14 protein-coding genes and 1 other RNA gene are annotated in these 17,704 nt (G+C 64.0%); 8 read left to right on the top strand and 7 right to left on the bottom strand.

The window, feature by feature from the left end; genetic code table 11:
- Positions 1 to 48 precede the first annotated feature (48 nt).
- Positions 49 to 1,203 carry a biotin synthase BioB gene (gene bioB / locus ACOZ9V_RS09095; RefSeq protein ID WP_434595225.1) on the top strand — a complete coding sequence of 385 codons (1,155 nt, stop codon included), beginning with the start codon at positions 49 to 51 and terminating at the stop codon, positions 1,201 to 1,203.
- A 14-nt stretch (positions 1,204 to 1,217) separates the two neighbouring features.
- On the opposite strand, the gene ACOZ9V_RS09100 is transcribed toward bioB, so the two are convergent.
- Entirely contained in the window at positions 1,218 to 2,759 is a 1,542-nt protein-coding gene (locus ACOZ9V_RS09100) for a fatty acyl-CoA synthetase (RefSeq protein WP_434595228.1), read from the bottom strand.
- A 128-nt stretch (positions 2,760 to 2,887) separates the two neighbouring features.
- Between ACOZ9V_RS09100 and ACOZ9V_RS09105 the strand changes: the two genes are divergently transcribed.
- Both ACOZ9V_RS09105 and ACOZ9V_RS09110 read left to right on the top strand, forming a co-directional pair.
- The gene (locus tag ACOZ9V_RS09105) at positions 2,888 to 3,742 is read left to right on the top strand and encodes a Nif3-like dinuclear metal center hexameric protein (protein WP_434595231.1); all 855 of its coding nucleotides are present in this window, start codon (positions 2,888 to 2,890) and stop codon (positions 3,740 to 3,742) included.
- Positions 3,743 to 3,756: 14 nt separating this feature from the next.
- On the top strand, positions 3,757 to 4,485 hold the full coding sequence (locus ACOZ9V_RS09110; protein WP_139908001.1) for a zinc ribbon domain-containing protein: 729 nt from the start codon (positions 3,757 to 3,759) through the stop codon (positions 4,483 to 4,485).
- Between the two features lie 57 nt (positions 4,486 to 4,542).
- On the opposite strand, the gene ACOZ9V_RS09115 is transcribed toward ACOZ9V_RS09110, so the two are convergent.
- Positions 4,543 to 5,319, bottom strand: coding sequence for a YaaA family protein (locus ACOZ9V_RS09115; protein WP_434595235.1), 777 nt, complete (start codon positions 5,317 to 5,319; stop codon positions 4,543 to 4,545).
- 141 nt (positions 5,320 to 5,460) lie between these two features.
- On the opposite strand from ACOZ9V_RS09115, the gene rnpB reads away from it, so the two are divergent.
- An RNA gene (gene rnpB, locus ACOZ9V_RS09120) (RNase P RNA component class A) lies at positions 5,461 to 5,829 on the top strand.
- Between the two features lie 28 nt (positions 5,830 to 5,857).
- Here rnpB and ppgK read toward each other — a convergent pair.
- A complete protein-coding gene (gene ppgK, locus ACOZ9V_RS09125; RefSeq protein ID WP_434595238.1) occupies positions 5,858 to 6,691 on the bottom strand; it encodes a polyphosphate--glucose phosphotransferase in 834 nt (277 codons plus the stop codon).
- Position 6,692: 1 nt separating this feature from the next.
- Positions 6,693 to 7,601: a type I methionyl aminopeptidase gene (gene map / locus ACOZ9V_RS09130; protein WP_434595241.1), complete on the bottom strand. Its 909-nt coding sequence runs from the start codon at positions 7,599 to 7,601 to the stop codon at positions 6,693 to 6,695.
- A gap of 125 nt (positions 7,602 to 7,726) precedes the next feature.
- On the opposite strand from map, the gene ACOZ9V_RS09135 reads away from it, so the two are divergent.
- Entirely contained in the window at positions 7,727 to 8,452 is a 726-nt protein-coding gene (locus ACOZ9V_RS09135; protein ID WP_434595243.1) for a FadR/GntR family transcriptional regulator, read from the top strand.
- 77 nt (positions 8,453 to 8,529) lie between these two features.
- Here ACOZ9V_RS09135 and ald read toward each other — a convergent pair whose 3' ends face one another.
- A complete protein-coding gene (gene ald, locus ACOZ9V_RS09140; protein WP_139467172.1) occupies positions 8,530 to 9,648 on the bottom strand; it encodes an alanine dehydrogenase in 1,119 nt (372 codons plus the stop codon).
- 319 nt (positions 9,649 to 9,967) lie between these two features.
- Here ald and ACOZ9V_RS09145 point away from each other — a divergent pair, with 319 nt between their 5' ends.
- From ACOZ9V_RS09145 to ACOZ9V_RS09155, 3 genes are read left to right on the top strand one after another with little or no spacing between them, the layout of a single operon-like run.
- Positions 9,968 to 10,171 (top strand): hypothetical protein, encoded by a 204-nt coding sequence (locus ACOZ9V_RS09145; RefSeq protein ID WP_062242447.1) that lies wholly within the window; start codon positions 9,968 to 9,970, stop codon positions 10,169 to 10,171.
- 4 nt (positions 10,172 to 10,175) lie between these two features.
- Entirely contained in the window at positions 10,176 to 11,534 is a 1,359-nt protein-coding gene (gene glnA, locus ACOZ9V_RS09150) for a type I glutamate--ammonia ligase (protein WP_062242448.1), read from the top strand.
- Positions 11,534 to 14,575, top strand: coding sequence for a bifunctional [glutamine synthetase] adenylyltransferase/[glutamine synthetase]-adenylyl-L-tyrosine phosphorylase (locus ACOZ9V_RS09155; RefSeq protein WP_434595247.1), 3,042 nt, complete (start codon positions 11,534 to 11,536; stop codon positions 14,573 to 14,575). The genes glnA (ACOZ9V_RS09150) and ACOZ9V_RS09155 overlap by 1 nt, the downstream gene beginning before the upstream one ends.
- Positions 14,576 to 14,653: 78 nt before the next feature.
- Here the strand turns inward: ACOZ9V_RS09155 and ACOZ9V_RS09160 are convergent, their stop codons facing one another.
- On the bottom strand, positions 14,654 to 16,120 hold the full coding sequence (locus ACOZ9V_RS09160) for a mycothione reductase (protein ID WP_434595250.1): 1,467 nt from the start codon (positions 16,118 to 16,120) through the stop codon (positions 14,654 to 14,656).
- A 150-nt stretch (positions 16,121 to 16,270) separates the two neighbouring features.
- Complete coding sequence (gene glnA, locus ACOZ9V_RS09165; protein ID WP_101547431.1) at positions 16,271 to 17,695, bottom strand: type I glutamate--ammonia ligase; 1,425 nt, start codon at positions 17,693 to 17,695, stop codon at positions 16,271 to 16,273.
- Positions 17,696 to 17,704 lie beyond the last annotated feature (9 nt).

A 17,704-nucleotide genomic window follows, 5' to 3' on the forward strand; every position in this document is an offset into this window, starting at 1 on the left:
CGACCGATTCTGACCTTGTTCAATCGCACGGAGACAAAGGACCAATCGATGACGACTGTGAACCCTGACCAGAACGTGAACCCCGGCCAACTCGCCGAGTCCATCCTCAACGGGGGAGCGGCCACCGAAGCCGACGCGCTCACGCTCCTGGCTACGCCGGATGAGGAGCTGTTCGGTCTCGTCCATGCCGGATCGCGACTCCGCCGAGAGCACTTCGGCATGACGATCAAGTTGAACTATCTCGTCAACCTCAAATCGGGAATGTGCCCGGAAAGCTGCACCTACTGCTCACAGTCACTGGGGTCGAAGGCCGAGATCCTCAAATACTCGTGGCTGAGCACCGACGAGGCCATGGAACAGGCGAGCATGGGCATCGGCGGAGGGGCGTCCCGCGTCTGCCTCGTCGCCAGCGGTCGTGGGCCGAGCCGTCGCGACGTGGGCCGCGTCGGTGAGATCGTCGAACGCCTCAAAGACGAGAATCCCGAAGTCGAGGTGTGTGCGTGTCTGGGCATCCTCAAGGAAGGTCAGGCCGAGGCGCTCAAGGAAGCCGGCGCCGATGCCTACAACCACAACATCAACACCGCGGAATCCTTCCACGACAATATCGTCAAGACCCACACCTACGAGGACCGGACGAATACCGTCGAACACGCCAAAGCGGCGGGACTCTCACCCTGCAGCGGCCTCATCGTCGGGCTCGGCGAAAGCGACGAACAGATCGTCGAAGCGCTGTTCGCGCTCAAGGCCCTCGGCTCCGAGTCGATCCCGATCAACTTCCTCGTCCCGTTCGACGGAACACCGCTCGAAGGACAGTGGAACCTCACACCCATGCGGTGCATGAAGATCGTCGCGACAGCCCGCTTCGTCTGCCCCGACCGGGAGATCCGGCTGGCCGGCGGTCGCGAGATCCACCTCAAATCCCTCCAGCCGATGGCGCTGCAGCTGGCCAACTCGATCTTCCTCGGCGACTACCTCACCGCCGAGGGCCAAGCCGCAGCCGACGACCTCGCCATGATCCGAGACAACGGATTCACTATCCTCGGCCAGGAGGACGAGGAGGCCCGGACGGAAGAATCCGTTGGGTGCTGCGGTGCGGCAGCCGGCTGCTGTTCCGATTCGAAGACCACCGCCGAGGCGGCCACCCACACCGATCCCGTCATCCGCAGGCGCGGTGCAGGCACCGCTGAAGTCGCCAACGCCTGAGCGGCCGCATGCCGTCAGGCTTGGCGCAGGCTCCGCTTGAGGATCTTCCCGGCCGAGTTCTTCGGCAGTTCGGCAACGAACTCCACCCGCTTGGGCACCTTGAATCCGGCCAAACGGGACTTGACGTGACCGATGACATCGTCGGCCGACAACGGCGGCTGGCCGTCCTTGAGGACGACGAAGGCGGCCACCGCCTCGATCCACTTCTCATCGGCGATCCCGACCACAGCCACCTCGGCGACCTGCGGCAGCTCGAAGACGGCATCCTCGACCTGGCGGCTGGCGACCAGCACGCCACCCGTGTTGATGACGTCCTTGACCCGGTCGACGACCTCGACGAAACCCTCCTCGTCGACCTTGACCAGGTCCCCGGAATGGAACCAGCCGTTGTCGAACGCCTCGGCGGTGGCCTCCGGCCGGTTCCAGTAGCCTTCGCACAGCTGCGGCGACCGGTAGAGGATCTCGCCCTCCTCGCCGGGGCCGACGTCGTCACCGCCGGCGTTGACGACGCGGGTCTCGACGAACATCACCGGGCGACCGGCCGAACCAGGGTGATCGTCGTGCTCCTCGGGACGCAGCACAGTGCACAACGGGCCGAGCTCCGACTGGCCGAAGCAGTTGTAGAAACCCAGCTGCGGAAGTCGCCGGCGCAGGCGCTCGAGGATCGGCCCGGGCATGATCGAAGCACCGTAGTAGGCCTTGTGGAGACTGTCGAGGTTGCGGGTTTCGAGGTCGGGGCTGTTGGCCAATGCCACCCAGACGGTGGGGGCGGCGAAGAACGAATTGACCTCCCGCTCCTCGAAGATGGCGAGCAGCTGCTCGGGCACGGGAGCGGGGACGATGATGTTGTGCGCGCCGATCGACAGAAGCGGCAGCAGGAAGACGTGCATCTGCGCTGAGTGATAGAGCGGCAGGGCGTGGACGGCGCGATCTGTCGCAGCGAAGTCGAGGGACATGAGGGACGACAGGTACTCGTGCAGAAGGGCGCGATGGGTCATCACCGCACCTTTCGGCGCCGAGGTGGTGCCGGAGGTGTAGAGCAGCTGAGCCACGTCCGTGTCGTCGACGGAGAACTCTGTGCTGACGGCTGGGGCGATCTCCTCCGCGGTGGCGACCGGAACGAGATCGGCGAAGTCGATCACCTGCGCCTCGGCTCCGGTCGGGGTTGAGGCGACTGCGGACATGAGGTCGGAGTCGGAGAAGACGATCTCGGCACCGGAGTTGCTGAGGATGTAGTCGAGTTCGTCGTTCTTCAGCTGATAGTTGACCGGCACGTGGATGAATCCGGCACGTGCGCAGCCGAGATAGAGGAGGACGAAGAGGTCGGAGTTCTTCCCATAGGCGGCGACACGGTCGCCTTTCGTCACACCGAGACGGACGAGTTCGCGGGCCACCGCGGTCACGGCAGAGTCAAGTTCTGCATAGGTCCAGGTTCGGTCCCCGAATTCGAGGGCCGTGTCGGTGGGGAATCGGCCGGCGCTGCGGCGGATGAGATCCGAGACCGTGGACGAGTTTCTGATGACGGGTGATTCGGAGGAGATGCGTGTAGATGTCATGACCCAAATATATGAGCCACATCACTCTCTCTGAAAATCGTCCGCCCATCTCTGCTTCATCGGCCGGCTGGTCTTCGATCCCACGGTGCCGACGATGTGCCCCGGTTCGGATGTAATAGTGTGGGGGCATGAGACATCCGAAGGTGAGTGACTGCGCAGAGGTGTTCGACTCACTGTGGCCACCGGCCTTGGCCGAGTCCTGGGACTCCGTGGGCCTGGCCGTCGGCGACCCCGACGCCGAGGTCCAGTCGATCCTCTTGGCTCTCGATCCAATGGACGCCGTGATCGCCGAGGCCGTCGTTCTCGGCGCAGACCTGGTGTTCAACCATCATCCGCTCATGCTCAAACCCGTGAAGTCGGTGAACGCCGCAACTTTGAAGGGCGGAGCCGTCCATACTCTCATCAGCAGCGATATTGCGCTGTTCAATGCGCATACGAACGCTGATTCGGCCCGCGGCGGAGTCTCCGATGTGCTCATCTCACTCCTGGGCATCGAGGGCGCGCAGCCACTGTCCCCCCATGACGAGGCTGATGATTCGGGACGCGGCTCGCTGCCGACCGGAATCGGCCGCGTCGGCGACCTCGACCGGCCCACACCGGTCCGGGACCTTGCCAGGCGACTGGCTGCGCAGCTGCCGCGCACCACGACCGGTGTGCGCATCGCCGGCGATCCCGCTGCGACAGCGACCCGTGTCGCGGTCTGCGGTGGCGCCGGCGACTCGCTGTTCGACGAGGTCAGGGCCAGCGGCGCCGACGTCTACGTGACGGCTGACCTCCGCCATCACCCGGCCACCGAGGCGCTCGATGCGGCGAATCGTCGAGAGAGCGGACTCTCGCTCATCGACGTCTCCCACTGGGCGTCCGAGACAGTCTGGCTGAGTGCGGCGGCCGAGGCTCTCGAGACCGAATTCGCGCGGCGCGGGTTCACTGTCTCGCTGCAGCATTCGGCAGTCAACACCGACCCCTGGGTCGAACGGTACTGACAAGGAGACCGACGATGCTCATCACCGACAGCCAGAGAACCGCGCTGCAGACCCTCATCGAACTCATCGCCCACGGGCGCGCCCTGCAGTTCGAACATGACAACCCGAAACGGGCGGAGGAGCTGCAGGAGCTCATCTCCCGCCACAAGGAACTCGGCGAGAAGCGGACCGAGGCCGCCGCTGTCGTCGACGGCCATCAGGACGCCATCACCGAAGCCACCGGACTCATCGAAGCACAGCGATCGAAGATCGAGAAGAAGACCGCCGAGCTCAACGACGGCACCGGTCTGACCAGCAGAGACATGGTGAATCTGCAAGAGGAGATCGCCGGTCACGAAGCTCGGGTCGCCGAACTCGAAGAATCGCAGCTGGAGGAGATGGAGAAGCTCGAAGCCGCTGAAGACGAACTCGCGGCAGTCGATGACCGAATCGCCGAGGTCACGGCCTCCGGTAAAGAGGTGCAGACCGCGGTGAAGGACAGGAAGGCCGAACTGCGGGAGCTCATCGCCGAGAACGAGTCCGCGGCGTCGGGCGCGAGGAGCGAGCTGCCGGAGCAGCTGCTCACGACATTCGATGCCAATGTCCGCCAGGGCGGTCCCGGGGCCGCCCTGCTCAACGGACCGAACTGTCAGGCGTGCGGACAGGAGATCGGCGGAGCAGTCTGGCACGGAATGCTCGGCGCCGATGTCAACGAAACCTATGAATGCGAAGAATGCGAGGCGGTGCTGCTGCGTCGCAGCTGATCCTGCCTCGACTGATCTCGTCGACCTTGGTCGACAGGGTCGTTGTTGAGGCGCGTCTCAGTCGCGGAGGACGATCATGAGGTTGGCCGGCTTCGAGTTCGTCGAGCCTGTGAACTCGACCTCATACAGCTCCTCCGCCCGAGACACAAGGTCTTCAGCGGTCTCCGGCAGGGCCCGCTCATCGGAGAGCAGTCGACCGGCGAACTCACCTCGGTAGAACTTCGCCCAGTGGGAGACGACGCGACGTTTCCCGCCGCTCACGGACACGGCACCCATGGTGACGACCTGATCGGTGGGACCCGGCCACACGGACCGGTAATCGCTCGAGCGGCAGTCGAGGGCCACCTCGGCGGGGTCGAGGGAGCAGGACTTCGCCAGAACCGGCTTCCAATAGGATGTCAGCTTTCCCAAGGTCCCCAGATCGGTCTTCATCGCCAGTCGGTAAGCGGGGATATCGTCGAGTCCGTGCACCCGGCCGAACAGGGCCGAGAATACGTAAACGTCGTGGAGGCGGTCTCTCAGCTTATCGTCATCGTTCGACTGCGCCACCAGCTCGCTCGCGCCCATCGCCTCATAGAGCACACCGGAATAGGTGAGCAGCGCGGGGGCACTGGGGATCTCATCGAGGACGGTGTTCCGTTCGACGTCCGCTGAAAGTGACGCGCCGACGCCGAGCTTCTCGAGGGCATCTCGGCGCTTCGAGACCTTCTTCAGCGCAGCGAGCACACGCTTGCGCTTCGTGGTGAGTTCCGGAGCCGAGAGACCGTCGAGATCGAGCGTGGGACCGGCCGGCGACGGAGTCTTGCCCTCGGAGGGCGGCAGGAGGATCTTCACCACCCCATCGTATGATCACGCAGTGACGCGGCTGGGACCGGGGGCGGATGAGGTTGATCACTTTCGATGTCCGGCCGCCGCTGCATGCGGGTGCTGTGCGCGTGGGGGAGTCACTGAGCGACTACACTGGGATGCTTGAGGACAGGTCACCAGACGGTCGCGGCTCTCTTCACGAGGGCTGAGGAACGTCCGGGCTCCACAGAGCAGGGATGGTGGGTAACACCCACCCGGGGCGACCCGCGGGCCAGTGCAACAGAAAGCAGACCGCCCAGTTCCGACTGGGTAAGGGTGAAACGGTGGTGTAAGAGACCACCAGGGCGGCGGGTGACCGTCGCTGCTGGGTAAACCCCATCCGGAGCAAGATCAGACAGACGACGTTCGAGGCTGCTCGCCGAGTCGTCGGGTGGATTGCTTGAGGCCGGTGGCAACATCGGTCCCAGATAGATGACCGTCAGGCGAGAAGGGCAACCGACTCGTCGACAGAACCCGGCTTATCGGTGGCCTGTCCTCACCCTCATCCTCAGCTGCGACGTCCCATTCAGGACGGACTGCGACGAACTTTGGCCTTACCGCCGTTGACCGCGATCATCGCAGCTCCCACGATTCCGGCGTTGTTGTACAGCTTCGCCGGTTTGAGTTTCGCCCGCGTCTCGATGAGCGGCAGGAACTGGTCATGGGACTTCGAGACTCCGCCGCCGACGATGATGACGTCGGGTGCGACCAGCAGTTCGATCTGCGAATAGTACTGCTGCAGCCGAGCCGCCCACTCCGGATAGGTCAGTCCCAGCCGGGTCCTGACCGATTCCGCGGCCTGAGTCTCGGCATCGGCGCCGTTCATCTCGATATGGCCGAGTTCGGTGTAGGGAACCATTCGACCGTGAGTGAACAGGGCGGTTCCGATTCCGGTGCCCAGCGTCGTCAGCAGCACCGTCTTCTTGCGGTGCTTGCGCCCGGCGCCGAAGGTCATCTCTGCCAGGCCGGCGGCATCGGCATCGTTGAGGAAGTACACGGTGCGGCCGGTGCTCTCACCGATGATGTCGGCGATGGGTGAACCGATCCAACTCTGGTCGAGGTTCGCCGTGTACTCGACGAGTCCTTCGCGGATCACGCCGGGGAATCCGCAGCCGACAGGCAGGGAGTCGATCGCGGCACGGTCGGCGACGAGTTCGAGTTCGACGGCATGTTCGCTCAGTGCATCCAGCAGCGTGGCGATCATGGCAGCCACGGCATCCGGGGTGCTCGGCTTCGGTGTGAGTTCGCGCAGCCGCTTGAACGGCAGCTTGCCCGTCACCGTGTCGACGAGTGCCGCTTTGATCCCGGTGCCGCCGATGTCGATGCCGATCGCAAAGCGTGGGGAGGTCTCCGCGCTCATATCAGCTCTCCTCGTGTGCGGGTCCGGCGGCAATCGCGGTATCGGCATCGGGCAGAGTCAGGATATCGGCGCCGGACTCGGTCACCACCAGTGTGTGCTCGAACTGAGCGGAGCGCTTGCGATCCTTCGTCACCACGGTCCAGGAATCATCCCAGACGTCCCAGTCGATCGTACCGAGGTTGAGCATCGGTTCGATCGTGAAGATCATTCCAGGTTCCATCGTCTCCGCGTGGGCGGGAGCCGCGTCATAGTGCGGGATGATGAGCCCGGAGTGGAATTCGCGTCCGACTCCATGCCCGCTGTAGTCGCGCACGACTCCGTAGCCGAAGCGCTTCGCGTACTTCTCGATCACTCGTCCGATGACGTTGATCTGACGGCCCGGTTTGACCGCCTTGATTCCTCGCATCATCGACTCGTAGGTGCGTTCGATGAGGAGACGGGACTCCTCATCGGCGTCACCGGCGGTGAATGTGTAGTTCGTGTCTCCGTGCATGCCCTGGTAGTAGGCGGTGATATCGACATTGACGATGTCGCCGTCCTCGATGACGGTCGAATCGGGGATGCCGTGGCAGATCACCTCGTTGACGGAGGTGCACACGGATTTCGGGAACCCGCGATAGCTCAGCGTCGACGGGTACGCTCCGTGATCGCACATGAACTCGTGCGCCACCCTGTCGATATCGTCGGTCGTGATGCCGGGGACGATCATCTCGCCGACGGCGGCCAGGGCATTGGCTGCGATCCGACCGGCCGCCCGGACGACCTCGACTTCCTCGGGGCTGTAGAAATTGTTTCCCCGGCCTTCATCGGCGTCGGCGCGACCGACGTACTCCGGGCGGGGGATGTCCTTCGGCACACCGCGTTCGGGCGAAATGGTGCCGGGCGTGAGCAGGCGAGTGTGAACAGTCATGATGGTGTCGATCCTATGCTGGAAACGCGGCTTTGTCCCGCTGCTCGGTCGCCTGTCGATGCCGCGGTGCGGGACCTGTGGAGTCTAGAATCGGAAGCAGCCGTGCCAAGGAAGCGGGAGGCAGATTGAGCGACGACACGACATCGGCGGGCCACGAGTTCGCTGGACTGGGCGAAGTGGTGAGCCTGACGAGCGCGCCGCAGCAGATCGCCGACCACATCCTCTCCGGAATCGCCGTCGGAGCGTTGCCGGAAGGCACCCTGCTGCCGGGCGAACGGACGTTGGCCGCAGATCTGCAGGTGTCCCGTTCGAGCGTGCGCGCAGCCCTGCTGCGCTTAGAGCGTCTGGGAGTCGTCGAGCGCCGCCGCGGCCGCGGGGGAGGGACGTTCGTCAAGACCGCCCGCCCCGAGGCGCTGGCTCCCATGGCCGGCAGAATCGACGAGTTCCATGCCGAGAGGCGGAACCTGCTTGACGCCCGCGCCGTCTTCCAGAATTCGCTGGCGGCCACCGCGGCCCTGCGACGTACCGAGGAGGAGCTGAGCGAGCTCCGGGAACTGGCCGAAGTCTATTCCCAACGCGCCGAAGCGGCTGCCGCGCGCACCGCGGACGCGCAGTTCCACTTCGCCATCGCCCGTGCCGGTCACAACCCGGAACTCGTGCGCATGGCCATCGACCTCGATACGAAGATCAACGCCGGGTTCCGTCACGACCCGTTCTCGGCCGAGCTCTTCGATCACGCCGTGGACGACCACGCCGCGATCGTCGAAGCGATCGCTGCCGGAGACGCAGAAGCTGCGGGAAGACTCTGCGAGGAGCACTTCAGGTACACGACCATCGTCCCCCGCCCCTAACCCAATTACTACCTGACGGCGGCCCAGCAACCTCGCGCGAGGTTGCTGGGCCGCCGTCAGGTAGTAATAGGGGTTCTTCAGTTGGCTAGGGCGTGGGCCACGGACACTGCTTCGAAGCCGAATGCCTCGGCGACGTTGTCGTTCGTGACGTGCCCGTTGTGGATGTTGAGACCACGGGCCAGAGCCGAATCGTTCGACAGCGCCTTGTGCCACCCCTGGTCGGCGATCTTCACGGCAAAGGGCAGAGTCGCATTCGTCAGCGCCGCCGTGGCTGTGTTCGGCACCGCACCCGGCATGTTCGCCACGCAGTAGTAGACCGAGTTATGGACGGTGAACGTCGGATCGTCGTGAGTCGTCGGACGCGAATTCTCGAAGCAGCCGCCCTGGTCGATGGCGATATCGACGAGCACCGAGCCCGGCTTCATCCCAGAGACCATCTCGTCGGTGACGAGCTTCGGCGCCTTCTTGCCCGGGATGAGCACCGAACCGATGACGAGGTCGGCTGTGGCCAGAGACTTCGTGATCTCGTACTTATTTGACACTTTCGTGCCGATGGCACCTGCGAAGGTCTCATCGATCTGCCGCAGACGCGGAATGTTGATGTCGATGACCTCGACGGTCGCTCCCAGGCCCAGAGCCATCCGGGCGGCATTCGTTCCGGCCACACCGGCACCGATGACGACGACATTCGCGCGCTCGACACCGGGGACTCCGGACAGCAGGATCCCGCGGCCGCCGTTGGCCTTGAGCAGGCTGTGAGCGCCGACCTGAGTCGACAGGCGTCCGGCGATCTCGCTCATCGGAGCGAGCAGCGGAAGTCCGCCGCCGTCGGGCTGGACGGTCTCATAGGCGATCGCGGTGGTGCCGGCCTCCATGAGAGCAGTGGTGAGCGCCTCATCCGCGGCGAGGTGGAGGTAGGTGAACAGGACGAGATCCTTGCGCAGGAAGCCGTACTCCTGGGCGATCGGCTCCTTGACCTTGAGCACGAGGTCGCCGGCTGCCCATGTGGTGGCGGCGTCGGGGGCGATCTTCGCTCCGGCAGCCTCGTATTCGGCATCGGCGATGAAGGAGCCCTCGCCGGCTCCTGCCTGCACGGTGACCTCGTGGCCGTGGGCGACGAGTTCATGGACGCCGGCAGCGGTGATGGCGACTCGGAACTCATTGTTCTTGACCTCGGTGGGCACTGAAATGCGCATGGTGTGTCCTTCTCTCCTGATCGTGTGCCGCAGGGGCGGAGGCGACCGACTTCTCCGTCGGTCGTCGATGGTGTCAACTCTATTCCTTAGAAGGTTTGGAGAGCAAACCTTTAAATCTGTTTTCGTCACCAATGATGCGAAATCAGTGCGTCTGGGTGCCAGATAACACGGAAAACATGATTCCAGTTGGACTCAGACTGCACCAAAGATGCTGATAGGGCGCTTCCAACGCATAAGCGACACATGCCGTCAGTTCGCGACTTGAAACGGTAAGCTGAAAGCGTCAATGCAGAACCCCGCAGAGGAGAGAAGGCTCGCCATGGGACTCTACGAAGATATCGACGACCCGAACTCGAAGTACTACTTCAACCTCGAGACGAACACCGTGGAAAAGGGCCTGGTCAGCGACTGGACCCACCGCATGGGGCCCTACGAGACCGAGGAAGTCGCCCGCGCCGCCCTGGAGAAGGCACGTGAACGCAATCAGCAGTGGGACGAAGACGACGAGAAGTGGAACGGCTGAATAGATGTCGCGTCAGGAGGAATTCGTTCTCAGGACCGTCGAGGATCGTGAAGTGCGATTCATCCGACTCTGGTTCACTGATGTCCTGGGACAGCTGAAGTCCGTGGCCATCGTCCCCGCCGAACTCGAAGGCGCCTTCTCCGAAGGCATCGGATTCGACGGCTCGGCAGTCGAAGGACTGTCCCGCGTGTTCGAGGCCGATATGGTGCTCAAGCCCGACCCCTCGACGTTCTCTCTGCTGCCCTGGCGCGGGGAGACCGAGCCCACCGGGAGGATGTTCTGCGATATCCACGTGCCCGGGGGAGAGCCGGCGCCGGCCGATCCGCGCAACGTCCTCAAACGCACTCTGGCCAAAGCCGCCGAACGCGGCTTCACCTTCTATGTGCATCCTGAGATCGAGTTCTACCTCTTCAAGACCGACAACCTCGATCCTGTCTCCGGGATCAGCGACGGCACAGCCCCGATGCCCGTCGACACAGCCGGCTACTTCGACCATGTCAACGGGGGAACGGCCAATGATTTCCGGCGCGAAGCTGTCACCATGCTCGAGGCGATGGGGCTGTCCGTGGAGTTCTCCCATCATGAGGCCGGGCCCGGTCAGAACGAGATCGACTTGCGCTACGCCGACGCGCTGACCATGGCCGACAACGTCATGACGTTCCGGTCGGTCATCAAAGAGGTCGCGATCTCCCAAGGCGTCTACGCTTCGTTCATGCCCAAGCCGATGGCCGATCACCCAGGCAATGGGATGCACACGCACGTCTCCCTGTTCGAGGGCGAGAACAATGCCTTCTTCGAACCGGGGGCCGAATATCAGCTGTCGAAGACCGGCCGACAGTTCATCGCCGGACTGCTCACCCACGCCGCCGAGATCTCGGCAGTGACCAACCAGCACGTGAACTCCTATAAACGCCTCTGGACCGGCCATGAAGCTCCGTCGTACATCTCCTGGGGCCACCGCAACCGTTCTGCTCTCGTGCGGGTCCCGCAGTACAACTCCGGAAAGTCCTCATCCGCCCGCGTCGAGTACCGTGCTCTGGACTCCTCGGCCAACCCGTACCTGTCGTATGCGCTTATGCTCGCAGCGGGACTCAAAGGGATCGAAGAGGGCTACGAACTGCCCGAAGAGGCCGAGGACAACGTCTGGCTGCTCTCTTCCACCGAACGTCGGGCGATGGGGATCGAAGCGCTGCCGCGCAGTCTGTCACATGCCCTGGAGCTGATGGAGGGATCGGATCTCGTCGCCGAGACCCTGGGCGAAGAGGTGTTCGACTTCTTTCTGCGCAACAAACGGCAGGAATGGACCGATTACCGCGCGCAGGTGACTCCATATGAGCTCGCGAAGCACTTCACCTCGATGTGATGGCCGCTATCACCTCACGCACGACCAGCGTCCCGGAGGCCACCTCTCGGTTCCTCCATGAGCTCGATGAGCTCCTCGGTGTCCCTCTGGCCACTGATTCGCGGTTCGTTGATCTCCTCATGGCAACCCCGGATCCGCATGGAGCGGCGCTGGGTCTGCTGCGCGTGATCGAGGCCGCAGGGGAGGGTTCCGCGGCCCTGCTGGACGCAGTGCGGACCGGATCGAAGAGCGAGCTGGCCGAGGACGAACTCAACCGCCCCCTCCTGGCCCGGCTCCTCGCGGTCGTCGGCACCTCGGAGGCGATGGTCGACCATCTGGTCCGGCATCCCGACTCCCTGCCGCTGCTGCTCGTTCCCGACCCGTTCCTGCTGATCTCCACGCCTGCCGCCTCGGCGGTATCCCTGCGAGCAGAGATGCTCACGGTCCTCGGTGCGGACCCCGAGGACCCGGCTCCGCGCGCGACTGTGACCGGAGATGACGGGGTCAAGGCGCTGCGAAGGAACTACCGGGATGCGGTGCTTCGCCTCGTCGCCGATGATCTGTCGGCGGAGTCTCCTGACGAAATCGTCGACCATGTCATGGCAGTCCTCTCCGACCTGGCCGCCGCTGCCCTCGACGCGGCGCTGGCCATCGCACGAGCCGAACTCGACGAGGCGGCCGACGTCCGTCTGGCGGTCATCGCTTTGGGTAAGACCGGAGCACGAGAACTCAACTACGTCTCCGATGTCGATGTCGTCTTCGTTCTCGAGTCCGCCGAGACCGAAGGGGCCAGGAGCCTGGCCACCGACATCGCCCAACGCATGCGCGGCATCCTCTCCGATGCCGGTGGTGAGCCTGCACTGTGGGAAGTCGATACGGCGCTGCGCCCCGAAGGCAAAGCCGGTGCGCTCGTGCGTACGCTCTCGGAGTTCGAGCACTATTACGCCGATATCGCGGAGAACTGGGAATTCCAGGCCCTCCTCAAGGCCCGACCGGTTGCCGGCGATGTCGCAGTGGGGGAGGCGTTCTCCCAGTCGCTCCTGCCCTTGGTCTGGCAGGCGGCCAGCCGTCCCGGCTTCATCGACGGGATCCGTGCGATGCGTCGGCGCGTCGTCGACCTCATCCCGGCGGTCGAAGCCCCGCGTCAGATCAAACTGGGTCGCGGCGGTTTGCGTGATGTCGAGTTCTCCGCACAGATGCTCCAGCTCGTCCATGGACGCAATGATGAGGACATCCGCACCCCGAATACGCTCGTCGCCCTCGGTGAACTCGGAGAACATGGCTATATCGGGCAGCAGGACGCCTCCGTCTTCTCCACTGCATACCGGTTCATGCGTGTCGTCGAACACCGAGTGCAGATCCCGAGGATGATGCGCAATGCGCTCATCCCCGATGATGAAGCCAAACTTCGGTCGTTGGCCCGTTCCGTCTTCCGGTCCGGATCTCGGACCGGGGATCGCCTCGAAGAGGCCCGCCGCGACTATGCCAAACAAGTCACCCGCCTCCACGAACAGATCTTCTATCGGCCCATCCTCGAGGCGGCTGTCGGCGTCCACGGCGCCGTCGTCGATGCACAGAAGCGCGGGTCGAGCCTGCAGGCTGCCGCCGACCGTCTTCAGGCGTTCGGATACGTGGACCCACAAGGAGCTTTGGGCCATATCAAGGCGCTGACGACTGGGATGTCACGCACTGCCATGGTCATCAAGCAGGTGCTTCCGGCCCTGCTCGATTGGTTCTCCGATGGAGTCGAGCCCGACCGAGCACTGCTGGCCTTCCGCCGGCTGAGCGAATCGCTGTCCTCCTCCGGCTGGTTCCTCAAGATGCTCCGCGACTCCGGTCTGGCGGCCAAATCTGTGGCCGAAGTGCTCTCCCTGTCCGGATATGCGACGGAACTTCTGCTGCGCCAGCCCGCCGCTGTCGCCTGGTTGGACCGCCACGAGAACCTCGAGGCCCGTGACTTGGAGATTCTCAATGCTGAGGTCGATGGACTGCTCAAGCGCCATGGCGCCGAGGCGGTGACTCCGATCCGTGAGACCTACAGCCGTGAACTTCTGCGGATCGCGTTGCGCGACGTCCTCGGGGTCGGGGACCGAGTCGCCATACCCGGTGATCTCTCCGACCTCATGGACCTGGCGGTCAGAGGTGCCCTGCAGGCGGTGCGAGCAGACCTCGACGGGCCCGAGACCCCGGACTACGAATTCGCAATCATCGCCATGGGCCGGTGGGGCGGACGGGAGATCGGCTACTTCTCGGACGCCGATGCGATGTTCGTCTACCGTCCCATGTCAGACGACCTCGACGCCGAGGCGCGCGGAAGACTGAGCAAGCACGTGACGAAGGTGGCCCTCCAGCTGTCGACTCGCCTCAAGGCCAGCGAAGGCGCTCAAGGGGTCGATCTCGATGCTGATCTGCGTCCGGAGGGCAAGAATGGCCCCTTGGTGCGCAGCTTCTCGTCTTACCAGGCCTATTACGCAAAGTGGTCCCAACCATGGGAGGCGCAGGCGCTGCTGCGGGCCAGGCCGGTGGCAGGCGATGACGGCCTCATCGCCGACTACCTGGCGCTTATCGATCCGCTGCGCTATCCCTCGGAGATGCCGCAGAAGGCACTGACGCAGGTGCGCACTCTCAAGGCGCGGATGGAAGACGAGCGACTGCCGCGCAATGCCGATAAGCGCCGACATCTCAAGCTCGGCCGGGGCAGCCTCTCCGATGTCGAATGGACCGTTCAGCTACTGCAGCTCCAGCACGGGCATCAGGTGGAAGGGCTGCGCACGACCTCGACGCTGACGGCCCTCGACGTGGCCGCTGACGGGGGTCTGCTGCCGACCGAGGATGCCGAACAGCTGGCCGCTGCCTGGCAGCTGGCCACTGATGTGCGTTCGGCCGTGATGCTCTTCCGTGGGCGCACCGCCGAGTCGCTGCCGGCCGATCATACCGAGCTCGAGGCCACAGCCCGCCTGCTCGGTTATCCGGCTGGGGCGGGCCATGACCTCGAAGACGACTATCTGCGCACCACCAGGCACGCACGTTCAGTGATGGAACACCGCTTCTACGACTTCTGATTCTCCAGGTGCGGCAGTCCGCCTACGTGCGATCTGCCGCTCCCGGTCATCGGCCGAATCAGCTGCCAGTTGATGTGCTCAGTCGTCGAATTCGAGTCCGAGCAGGGCGTTTTCGACCACCTCGGGCAGGGCGGGGTGGATCCAGTACTGGCCGGTTGCCACCTCGTCGGCTTTCTGGCCGAAGGCCATGGCCTGGATGAGCGGTTGAATGAGCATCGAGGCTTCGTGACCGACGATATGAGCGCCGAGGATGCGCCTGGTGCTGCGATCGGCGATGATCTTCACGATTCCCGGATCATCGGCCATCGCCCAACCGTAGGCGACATCGGAGAACTTCTGCACCTTGATCGTGACGTCGTGTCCGGCATCTATGGCCTCTGCTTCAGTCATGCCCACATAGGCGACCTGTGGGGAGGAGAAGACGGCACCGGGAACGGCATGGTGATTGACCGCGGCGAGGTCGTTCCCCCGAGCACTGCCGGGCGACCCTGCGGCAACGTCTGCGGCCAGATTGCGGCCGACGATCTTCGCTTCGTGGTTGGCGACGTGTTTGAGCTGATGGAGTGAGGAGATGTCTCCGAGAGCGAATACTCCGGGAACGGGCTGACCGCCCGAGAGGACTCTTTGGTGCTCGTCCACGGACAGGCGGTTGCCGTCGGTGACGTCGAAACCGGCGGCCTCGACGTCGAGCTCGGCGGTGTTGGGAACCCTTCCCGTGGCCACGAGCACTCCGTCGGCGGTGATCGTCTCCGGCAGGTCCGCCTCGGCGAGGCGGCCGCTGGGTTCGAGGGTCAATGTGACTTCACCGTCGGCGATGTCGATCTGCTTGGACTGAGCACCATGGAGGACGGTGTGGGAGGAGTCGAAGATGCGAGTGAACTCGTCGGCGGCCTCCTCGTCGATATTGCCCAGGAGGCGGGGGCCGCGGGCGAGGACGGTCACCTCGGTGCCGAGGGCGGCGAAGACGTGGGCGAATTCCATGGCGATGATCCCGGAGCCGATGATGACCAGTCGCTTCGGCTGTGCGGCGCGGCGCATCACCGTGTTCGATGTGAACACCGGATAGTCATCGGTGTCGATGCGGGCTGAGTCGAGCCCGGCGATGTCGGGGATGATCGGGTGGGCGCCGGCGGCGATGACGATGCGTTCGGCGGTGATCTCCTCACCGGAGGCGGTGCGCACGGTCTTCTGCCCGGTGAAGTGAACATGTTCAGCGACAACGGTGATATTGGGCTGGCGGTCGCTGCTGCGGTACTCGCGTCCTCCGGATTCGATCGCGTCGATGCGGGAGAAGATGCGGTCCTGGAGTCCGGCCCAATCCACTTTCGGGTGGGTCGGGGTGAGGTTGTATCGATCGGCTTGGGCGGCCTGCTCGGCGAGGGTGGCGGGGTAGACGAACATCTTCGTCGGGATGCACCCGACGTTGAGGCAGGTACCGCCGAAGTGCCATTCCTCGGCGATGGCGGTCTTCAGTCCGGCGAACCGCTTGTCGAGGAACATGTTTCCCGATCCGGTGCCGATGAGCAGCAGGTCATAATGCGTCAAAGTCCATCCCTCCGATGGTGCGTGGTCCGACCGGCCGCGTCGACGGCCGCAGAGCCGAAAGGGCGCCACGGGTGATAACCCGTGACGCCCTCACTCTATTCCACCCGGCGGCGGGATCTCAGTTCACCTGGAATCGACCGCCGACCGAGGTCAGAGTGCGTAGTAGAGCTCGAACTCGGTCGGTGTCGGACGCAGACGAGCAACATCGAGTTCGTTCTCACGCTTGATGCGGATCCACGTCTCGATGAGGTCGGGAGTGAACACATCGCCGGCGGTGAGGAAGTCGTGGTCCTTCTCGAGCTCGTTGAGCGCCTCGTCGAGGGTGCCGGGGACGAGCTTGATGTCCTTGGCCTCCTCGGGCGGGAGCTCGTAGAGGTCCTTGTCGATGGGCTCCGGCGGTTCGATGCGGTTGCGGATACCGTCGAGCCCGGCCATGAGCTGGGCCGAGAAGGCGAGGTAGGGGTTCGACGAGGGGTCCGGAACGCGGAACTCGAGCCGTTTGGCCTTCGGCGAGGATCCGGTCACCGGAATGCGGATCGCGGCAGAACGGTTGCGCGCGGAGTAGACGAGGTTGACCGGAGCCTCATAGCCGGGCACCAGGCGGCGGTAGGAGTTGATAGTCGGGTTCGTGAACGCCAGCACCGCGCCGGCGTGCTCGATGAGTCCGCCGATGTACCAGCGAGCCAGGTCAGAGAGCCCGCCGTAGCCGTTCTCGTCGTAGAACAGCGGCTCGCCGTTCTTCCACAGCGACTGGTGGCAGTGCATGCCGGAGCCGTTGTCGTCGAAGAGCGGCTTGGGCATGAAGGTCGCGGACTTGCCGAGCTCGAAAGCGGTGTTCTTGATCACGTACTTGAAGTCGAGCAGCTGATCGCCTGCGTGCTGGAGCGTCTTGAACTTGTAGTTGATCTCCTGCTGACCGGCGGTGCCGACCTCATGGTGCGCCCGCTCCATCTCGAAGCCGATCTCCTCGAGCGTCAGCGACATCTTGTCACGGACATCTGCGTACTGATCCTGCGGCGAGACCGGGAAGTAGCCGCCCTTGAACGGGGTCTTGTAGCCCTGGTTTCCGCCGACCTCATCAGAGCCGGTGTTCCACGCAGCTTCCTGTGAGCCGATCTTGTAGAAGCTGCCGCCGGGAGTGTTCTCGTAGCGGATGGAGTCGAAGAGGTAGAACTCGGCCTCGGCGCCGAAGAAGACAGTGTCGGCGATCCCAGTGGATTCGAGGTAGGCCTCGGCCTTGGCCGCGACCTGCCGGGGATCGCGGGAGTAGGGCTCATCGGTGAACGGATCGACGATCGAGTGCGTGACGACCAGCGTCTTGGCCTCACGGAAGGGGTCGATGTACGCGGAGGTGACATCGGCCAGCAGTTTCATATCGGATTCGTGGATGCCCTGGAAGCCTGTGATGGAGGACCCGTCGAAGAGCAGACCTTCGGTGATCTCCTCGGTGCCGTATGAGGCGGCGGGGAGATTGAAGTGCTGGACCACACCGGGCAGGTCGCAGAACCGGACATCGACGAATTTGACGTCATTGTCCGATATGTAGTTGACGAGTTCTTCAGCAGACGAGAACACTTAGGTCTC

This window comes from Brevibacterium sp. 1718 (genome assembly GCF_051131255.1).
Classification (GTDB): Bacteria; Actinomycetota; Actinomycetes; order Actinomycetales; family Brevibacteriaceae; genus Brevibacterium; species Brevibacterium sediminis.

What these genes read in the sequence shown, in the direction of transcription:
- bioB (WP_434595225.1), top strand. Translation starts at nt 49, where the DNA reads ATGACGACTGTGAACCCTGACCAGAACGTGAACCCCGGCCAACTCGCC.
- ACOZ9V_RS09100 (WP_434595228.1), bottom strand. Translation starts at nt 2,759, where the DNA reads ATGACATCTACACGCATCTCCTCCGAATCACCCGTCATCAGAAACTCG.
- ACOZ9V_RS09105 (WP_434595231.1), top strand. Translation starts at nt 2,888, where the DNA reads ATGAGACATCCGAAGGTGAGTGACTGCGCAGAGGTGTTCGACTCACTG.
- ACOZ9V_RS09110 (WP_139908001.1), top strand. Translation starts at nt 3,757, where the DNA reads ATGCTCATCACCGACAGCCAGAGAACCGCGCTGCAGACCCTCATCGAA.
- ppgK (WP_434595238.1), bottom strand. Translation starts at nt 6,691, where the DNA reads ATGAGCGCGGAGACCTCCCCACGCTTTGCGATCGGCATCGACATCGGC.
- map (WP_434595241.1), bottom strand. Translation starts at nt 7,601, where the DNA reads ATGACTGTTCACACTCGCCTGCTCACGCCCGGCACCATTTCGCCCGAA.
- ald (WP_139467172.1), bottom strand. Translation starts at nt 9,648, where the DNA reads ATGCGCATTTCAGTGCCCACCGAGGTCAAGAACAATGAGTTCCGAGTC.
- ACOZ9V_RS09145 (WP_062242447.1), top strand. Translation starts at nt 9,968, where the DNA reads ATGGGACTCTACGAAGATATCGACGACCCGAACTCGAAGTACTACTTC.
- glnA (WP_062242448.1), top strand. Translation starts at nt 10,176, where the DNA reads ATGTCGCGTCAGGAGGAATTCGTTCTCAGGACCGTCGAGGATCGTGAA.
- ACOZ9V_RS09155 (WP_434595247.1), top strand. Translation starts at nt 11,534, where the DNA reads ATGGCCGCTATCACCTCACGCACGACCAGCGTCCCGGAGGCCACCTCT.